At 33.8% G+C, this 6,985-nt stretch carries 7 protein-coding genes; all 7 read left to right on the forward strand.

Going from position 1 to position 6,985, the window contains the following annotated elements:
- Positions 1–232 precede the first annotated feature (232 nt).
- The 7 genes from cas6 to ACKI42_RS11555 all read left to right on the forward strand — a co-directional run bounded on the left by cas6 (position 233) and on the right by ACKI42_RS11555 (position 6,978).
- Complete coding sequence (gene cas6, locus ACKI42_RS11525; protein WP_407405571.1) at positions 233–817, forward strand: CRISPR-associated endoribonuclease Cas6; 585 nt, start codon at positions 233–235, stop codon at positions 815–817.
- Positions 818–825: 8 nt separating this feature from the next.
- Complete coding sequence (locus ACKI42_RS11530; RefSeq protein ID WP_407405573.1) at positions 826–1,404, forward strand: hypothetical protein; 579 nt, start codon at positions 826–828, stop codon at positions 1,402–1,404.
- A complete protein-coding gene (cas3, locus tag ACKI42_RS11535; RefSeq protein ID WP_407405575.1) occupies positions 1,401–3,572 on the forward strand; it encodes a CRISPR-associated helicase Cas3' in 2,172 nt (723 codons plus the stop codon). The genes ACKI42_RS11530 and cas3 overlap by 4 nt, the downstream gene beginning before the upstream one ends.
- A 3-nt stretch (positions 3,573–3,575) precedes the next feature.
- Entirely contained in the window at positions 3,576–4,898 is a 1,323-nt protein-coding gene (locus ACKI42_RS11540; protein WP_407405577.1) for a hypothetical protein, read from the forward strand.
- Between the two features lie 131 nt (positions 4,899–5,029).
- Positions 5,030–5,995, forward strand: coding sequence for a hypothetical protein (locus ACKI42_RS11545; RefSeq protein WP_407405579.1), 966 nt, complete (start codon positions 5,030–5,032; stop codon positions 5,993–5,995).
- Positions 5,996–6,061: 66 nt separating this feature from the next.
- Positions 6,062–6,565, forward strand: coding sequence for a CRISPR-associated protein Cas4 (locus ACKI42_RS11550; protein ID WP_407405581.1), 504 nt, complete (start codon positions 6,062–6,064; stop codon positions 6,563–6,565).
- Positions 6,566–6,567: 2 nt separating this feature from the next.
- Entirely contained in the window at positions 6,568–6,978 is a 411-nt protein-coding gene (locus tag ACKI42_RS11555) for a hypothetical protein (RefSeq protein WP_407405583.1), read from the forward strand.
- Positions 6,979–6,985: the final 7 nt, after the last annotated feature.

Here is a 6,985-nt window from a genome sequence, read left to right on the forward strand (position 1 = left end):
AAGTACTAATGAACTACCTATAAACTATCAATATCCGCTTTCTGCTGCGATATATAAAATAATAGATAAGGGAGACAAGCAGTATGCACAATAACTAAGATCAGTTTAGGATAGCAAAAAACATAAATTAAACGCATAAGATAATCAACTATATATTATGAGGCTTTATATAAAACTTTCAAAAAACACTACACTTATACCCTTTAATTACCAGCATTTACTCACAGGAGTAATGCATAAATGGATTGGAGAAAATAATGAAACCCACGGAAAAAGAAGTTTGCATTCATTCTCATGGTTACAAAACACTAGTGCCAATAAAAATGGCATTAACTTAAATAAGGACGCTTATTTCTTTATCAGCGCCTACGATACTGATTTGATAAAAAGGATAACAAAAGGAATTCTTTCAGATCCCGAAACTTTTTGTGGTTCTAAAGTCATTGATATTCAGATCAAAAATGATACTGAGTTTGGGACAAAAGAACGATTTTTTCTAAATAGTCCTATTCTTATTCGTCAAAGGGATGGAGAAAGAATCAATCATATTACCTATTTAGATGCCAATTTTAGCGAGTTGTTAACTGAAAATTTGAAAGGAAAACTACTTCAAGCAAATCTTCCTATAGATGGAGTAACGATTGAATTAGACAAAAGCTATCATTCTCCTACCACGAAACTAGTTACTTATAAAGGCGTTGAGAACAAAACTACAATGGCTCCAATTATTATTAAAGGCTCTCCAGAACAGATTGCCTTTGCGTGGACAGTAGGTTTGGGAGAATCTACAGGAATTGGATTTGGTGCAATAAAATAAAACACTTTATGGAAAAATACTACGTAGTAAAATATTCAGGTCCTTTTGGTTTTATTAAACCTTGGACTGCGGTAAGAGATAGCGAAACATTCTCTCAGCAATTCCTTACTCCCAGCATTGTAGAAGGAATCGAGAAGAAATTGTTTCCAGAATTGTTGGGTGAAGTTGGTATAAAGAAAATTTCTAGGTATCGTCTAAACTATTTAGGGATTGATATTCAACAAGAGAGAACTTGGGCAAAAGGAGGTTTTCAATTTGCAAAAGAAAAAGAAAGTTATAAAACCAATTTAGGCATCCTAAAAAGAGGTGTGTTATTAAGCCCCAATCTCTATCTGGCATTTTCAAATTATGAAGATGCAAAAGTTGCCTTTGTACAAAATATCTGTTTGTGCAGGAATGAAGATATTTTATTGCCAGAGGAATTATTAGAAATAAGTTCAGAGGGATTTAATGGAATAGATGGATTCGAGTTGGTTTCTTCTGATAATGAAAAAGGATTTAAGGTTGGACACAATCGTTTTGATAATGCTAAAGAGATGTTCGGAGAATTAATTGTTTCAGGTAATCCTATTAGAGAATGCGAATGAAGGATTTAAAAGACATTCTGGCCAAAAGTGTACTTTATGGTGGAACAGATTTGCTGACTCATACGGAACAGGTTGTACTTTGTATAGCTAAAATGGCTCAAGGATTTCAAAACGATTTCGATTTAAATACAGCTCAAAAAGGAGCAATTTTGCACGATTTAGGAAAAGCACATCCTGTTTTTCAAAAAAAAGTTTCTACCAAAAATAAACAACGGTTATTGGAGGAATTTGAGGATAGTGGTTATGTTCATCGGCACGAAATTTCATCTTTAGCATTTTTACCCTGCTTCCCAAAAGAAGATTGGGATAATTTGATAGAAATGGTAGTAGGTCACCATAAATCTATTGAAGCTCCTAATAATGATGGTAGAGGAATTTTAGATTTAAAAACTCAAGATAGATATTGGATCCGAAATCATTTAATTGATTGGGAAATATGGCAACAATATGGATTGCAGATAATAGAAAGTTTCGGATTTGAATGTCCAAATGAAATTTCAATTGAGGAAGCTCAAGAAGCATTAATGTATGTAGCTGACTATTGTGAAAATAAAAGGAACGGCTGGTCTCCATACAGAGGGCTATTGAAAAGTGCAGATCATTTTGCATCTGCATTAGTGGAACGGTCTGAAGAAAATATAAAAACAACTTTTGAAACGCCTGATTTGAGTTTTTATAGAGATTCAAAAAGGAAAAATGATTTATACCCACTTTCAAAAGTTGATACAGATGATAAAAGACGGCATACATTGGTAGTTGCCCCAACAGGTGCAGGAAAAACAGACTTTCTGATGAAACGTACCAAAGGACGTATATTTTATACATTACCTTTTCAGGCATCTATTAATGCAATGTGGGCAAGATTTAAAGATGTTGTCCCTAATAAAGACATCAGGATTTTGCATGCTATTTCTAAAATAATTGTCGAAAAAAACAATCAAGATGAACAACTTTTGCAACCGTTAGTCGGTTCTGCGATAAAAGTACTAACACCTTATCAGTTAGCAGGTATTGTTTTTGGGATTTCGGGTTTTGAAAGTATTCTTCTTGATATAAAAGGATGCGATGTAATTTTGGACGAAGTGCATACCTATTCTGGTTATTCAAGAAGTATGGTTTTGGAAGTGGTAAAAGTGCTTAAGCATTTTGAATGCAATATACATATTGGCACTGCTACAATGCCAACAGTTCTTTATAATGAGTTACTATCTATTTTGGGAGGGGCAGAACAGGTGTTCGAGATCAAACTGAATGATGAAGTACTAGACAAGTTCAATCGACATAATATTTTTAAACAGAAAAGTGATGACGAAGTATTTTCTATTCTTAAAAATTCTATTGAATCTAACGAAAAGGTATTAGTAGTATGTAATACGATAAAAAAAGCACAAGAGTTATATAAAACGATACTTGAAGATTTTCCTAATACTCCTAAAATGCTTATTCATAGCCGTTTTAAAAGAATAGATAGGTTTGGAAGAGAGCTTGATTTAAAAGAGAAATTCAATGGCGATGGCAAAGAAAATAAGGGAATCAGTCCATGTATTGTCGTAGCAACACAGGTTGTAGAAGTTAGCTTAGATATAAGTTTCGACAGAATGATAACAGAATGTGCTCCATTAGATGGAATGATACAAAGATTTGGGAGAGTGAATAGAATAAGGACACAAGACAGTATCAAGTTTCAAAAACCAATTCATGTAATTGAACCTAAAGGGAATGTATTGCCGTATAAATTGGAGTTATTGCAAAAGAGCTTTGAGCAATTACCAGATAATGGAGAAGTCTTGTTAGAAAAAAATCTGCAAGAAAAGATTGATTGTGTATACACTGAATTGGAAAAGAAAGAAATTGATATTCATTTAAAATTCAAAGATGGACAATTTACAATGAAAGAGCTAACAGATAATAGGAAAGGCATTTTGATTGATGCTTTAGAAATTGAAGGAGCTACGTGCATCCTTGAAATCGATAGACAAAAATATATTGATGCAAATTGGGAAGAACGAATAAATATGGAAATCCCGATAAACTGGAAAACTATTTCACGATATAAAAAGCAATTTGAGCAATTAAATGTTGGCTCTAACCCTTTTGTCATTCCTCAACAGGAAGAAGATTACCAACAATATGGATTGCAATTAGTTGAACATGATATAATACTATAGCATATGTACACAAGTTATATAGGAAAAAAGTTTTTGAAACTTTATAATGAAAAAAATAAGAAAGACTTTACTGCGGAGCAGTTTTTTGATGAAGTTTTTTTTGGTTTATTCTTTACAGATGAATCTCATTTGATGCATGTAGGCAATTCTCCTTTTTTTCAAAAGCCCAAAGAGTCTGATGTAGTATTACATGGATCAAAGTCATTAGCTCAATTAGCTAATTTAAAAAGTAATATTCAAAACGATACGCCTAACATGTCTATTTATGTGGGCTCATCAGCAAAAGACATAGGAGGGACAACTTCGGGTCAAGTTTCAAGTATTGCAACTAAAATTGATGAAGATGAAATGTATGCATCTTGGATTGGAGAGGCTTTAGCAATCGGTGTTAATGGAGGCTATGTAATGCTTATAGACAATGATGATATATTATGGAGTCTATACAATGGATGGGCGATTTATAGAAAATATTTGTTAAACACACCAAACATTAAAGACAAGCAAATAGAAACATGGAATGGTCAATGGATATGTTACAATTTTTCTAAGAAATTTGATGGAAATAAGCCAATCGATGGGATAAATATTGAAGTGGAAAATGTACAAGGCAAGATGGCAATTCCAACAATAAAATGGACAACTGTAATGATGACTCTATCAAAGAATTTTCCTAATTCTATAATGACGGTCTATGCTTATAATCTATCTCAAACAAATACCACACTTGGTTTTATTAATATTTATTTGAACGAAATAAATGAACTATATGAATTACGAGATAAAATTATTCTTAATAAAGAAGAGTCAATTTTGTCCGATAAGGATATAGAACAATTTGAACCTTTTTACTATTTTAAAGATGCTTGTGCTTTTGGGACAATAGGCTTAAAAGCATTAGAGCCCGCTAAACTACGGGAATATATGCCGAAAGGAAGTGTACGTTTTGCACAAGGGAAAGACTATAAATTCTCTAATGAGGAATCATACTTTAATTATAAATTATTTAAAATTTGGATATACGCTATGCTAAACAAAAAAGAAATTTTAGACTTAGCAGATCAATTGGCATTGATACTGCTCAAATATGAAGAATCTCAAAAAGAATCAGGAAGAGGAAAAACGGGAAAAGGAGAGTCGGTAAAAAAAATAATAGAATCTCGTTACTTTAAAGAGTTTGCGGAAAATATAACTCCTTTGATTTCGGGAGAAAATAAAGGAGCACTCGAAAATATCGTACAACAGTCATATCTCGACATTCAAAAAGATAATTTCCCATTGTTTTTGACTCTTGTTCGCTTTCAATACCAAATTCATCAAACTAATTAATTTTTACAAAAAACATAGAATATATTATGCAACCATTTATTTATTTAAGAGGATTACGCAATGTAGAACATACTGTATTTGCAGTTAATGACGGTCAAAAATTTTACACCGATCCCATTACGGGACGTAAAATGGCTTACTCAAGTGGGCAACAAGTAAAGCGTTCCATAATCGAAAGTTTGAATCAGCCTTTTGCTGCCATTACATTTAACTGGGAAATTGACAAGAAAGGTAAGGCTGGAATGCTTGAGCCACACTCACCTTGTGACCCTAGCTTTGCAGACCAACTTTTAGGTGGGTATATGAAAGCAGAAAAAGATACAATGACAGTTAAAAGAAGAAGTCCATTATCTATTTCTGCAATGCGTCCACTACATCCATTGCTTGGAGGCTTAGAAATGGAGAGTGAGGGAGAAGCTACCGCCTTTGACCGCTCAAATATGGCGCAGCATCATAATGTGAATGTTTACATTACAGATGATAAAGGTAAAAGACAAAAAATAGATGATAATGATCTAGACGAATGGCTGTCAACTAATAATAGAAGCCTTGGGGCAAAGTATTATAATCCAGGAAAACAATCTCGTGCGACAGGTTTATTTGTATATGATATTGCGATAGATTTAAGAACTCTTTTTTGCGTTTCTACTAATAAACTGGAGCCTGAACTTCGTCCTGAAATAGAAGAGAAATTAAGATCTGAAGGTTGGATAGAAGGACAAAATGTTTTTGGAAAATGCTTAATTTGTCCACAAAAAAGAAGAGAAGAAATTATACCTGCATTAGCGAAAGCAATTGTTAATTGGCGCATCACATCAAACCAAGCAAGAACCTTTAGTTTAATGGAAACATTGGCTATTGCAATTAGCGACAATGCTAATCAGATTGCGTACGCAGTTCGTGGAGAATTAAGAGACGATACTGAAAAAGCAAGAGCAGTTCCAAGGATAGATGAAAATGTAAAGGCAGAGGTATTTATCACACCTATTGCTAGCGGATATGTTGCAGGCGCTGTTGGTACAGCCGATGCATTAGATCGTGCAGAACAAGCATTAATTGATAGAATGATGTCATTTGATTACGAAAATCAAATATAATTAGAGCTTTATACAGACGTTACTTAGTGACGTCTGTATTCATTTTATTCGGAAAAACTAACTCCCATGCAAATCACCGGAACACACATAGCTTACCTACACACTTGCCATAGAAAACTTTGGTTGTTTGCTAATGGCATTCAAATGGAACATACTTCTGATATCGTAGCTGAAGGAAAACTGATTGCTGAAACTACCTATCTCGATAGAGCGAGAAAATACACAGAATTGGCTATTGACGGCATCAAAATAGATTTTTATGATGCTAAAAATAAGGTGGTGCATGAGGTGAAAAAATCGGATAAAGTGGAGGCTGCTCATATAGCTCAAGTTAAGTATTATCTATCAGTGCTTGTCAGAAATGGAATAGACGATCTGTCTGCTATTATTGAATATCCTAAATTGAAGCAACGTGAATTGTTGGATTGGAATGATGATTTTTTAGTAGAAACTGCAAACTGGGAAAAACAAGTCTTAAAAATTACGGATTCTGAAACTTGTCCGCCCGTATTAAGTGGCAAAATCTGTAAATCGTGCTCCTATTACGAATTCTGCTATATCGATGAATAACTATGGACAAATTTCAGAATAAATACCGAATTGCCTCGGCACGTTGGCAAAACTGGGATTACAGCAATGCTGGAGCGTATTTTATTACAATTTGTACCCAAAATCGTACCCATTATTTTGGTGCGATTCAGGATGGAATTATGCATTTGAACGACCTATGTGTGTTGGTACAAGCTGAATGGATAAATACGCCTATAATTCGACCTGATATGAATATTCGATTGGGTGAATTTGTGGTAATGCCCAATCATTTTCATGGTATTGTAATTATCGGTGATAATGAATTTAATACATCTGAAAATGGTGTTGTAGAGACGCATTGTGGTGTTGGTGTTGTAGAGACGCATTGCAATGCGTCTCTACAACACCAACACCACAATGCGTCTCTACAACACCATTTTCAGATGTATTAAATTCATT

Origin of the sequence: Chryseobacterium sp., assembly GCF_045629545.1 — a bacterium.
Lineage (GTDB): Bacteria > Bacteroidota > Bacteroidia > Flavobacteriales > Weeksellaceae > Chryseobacterium.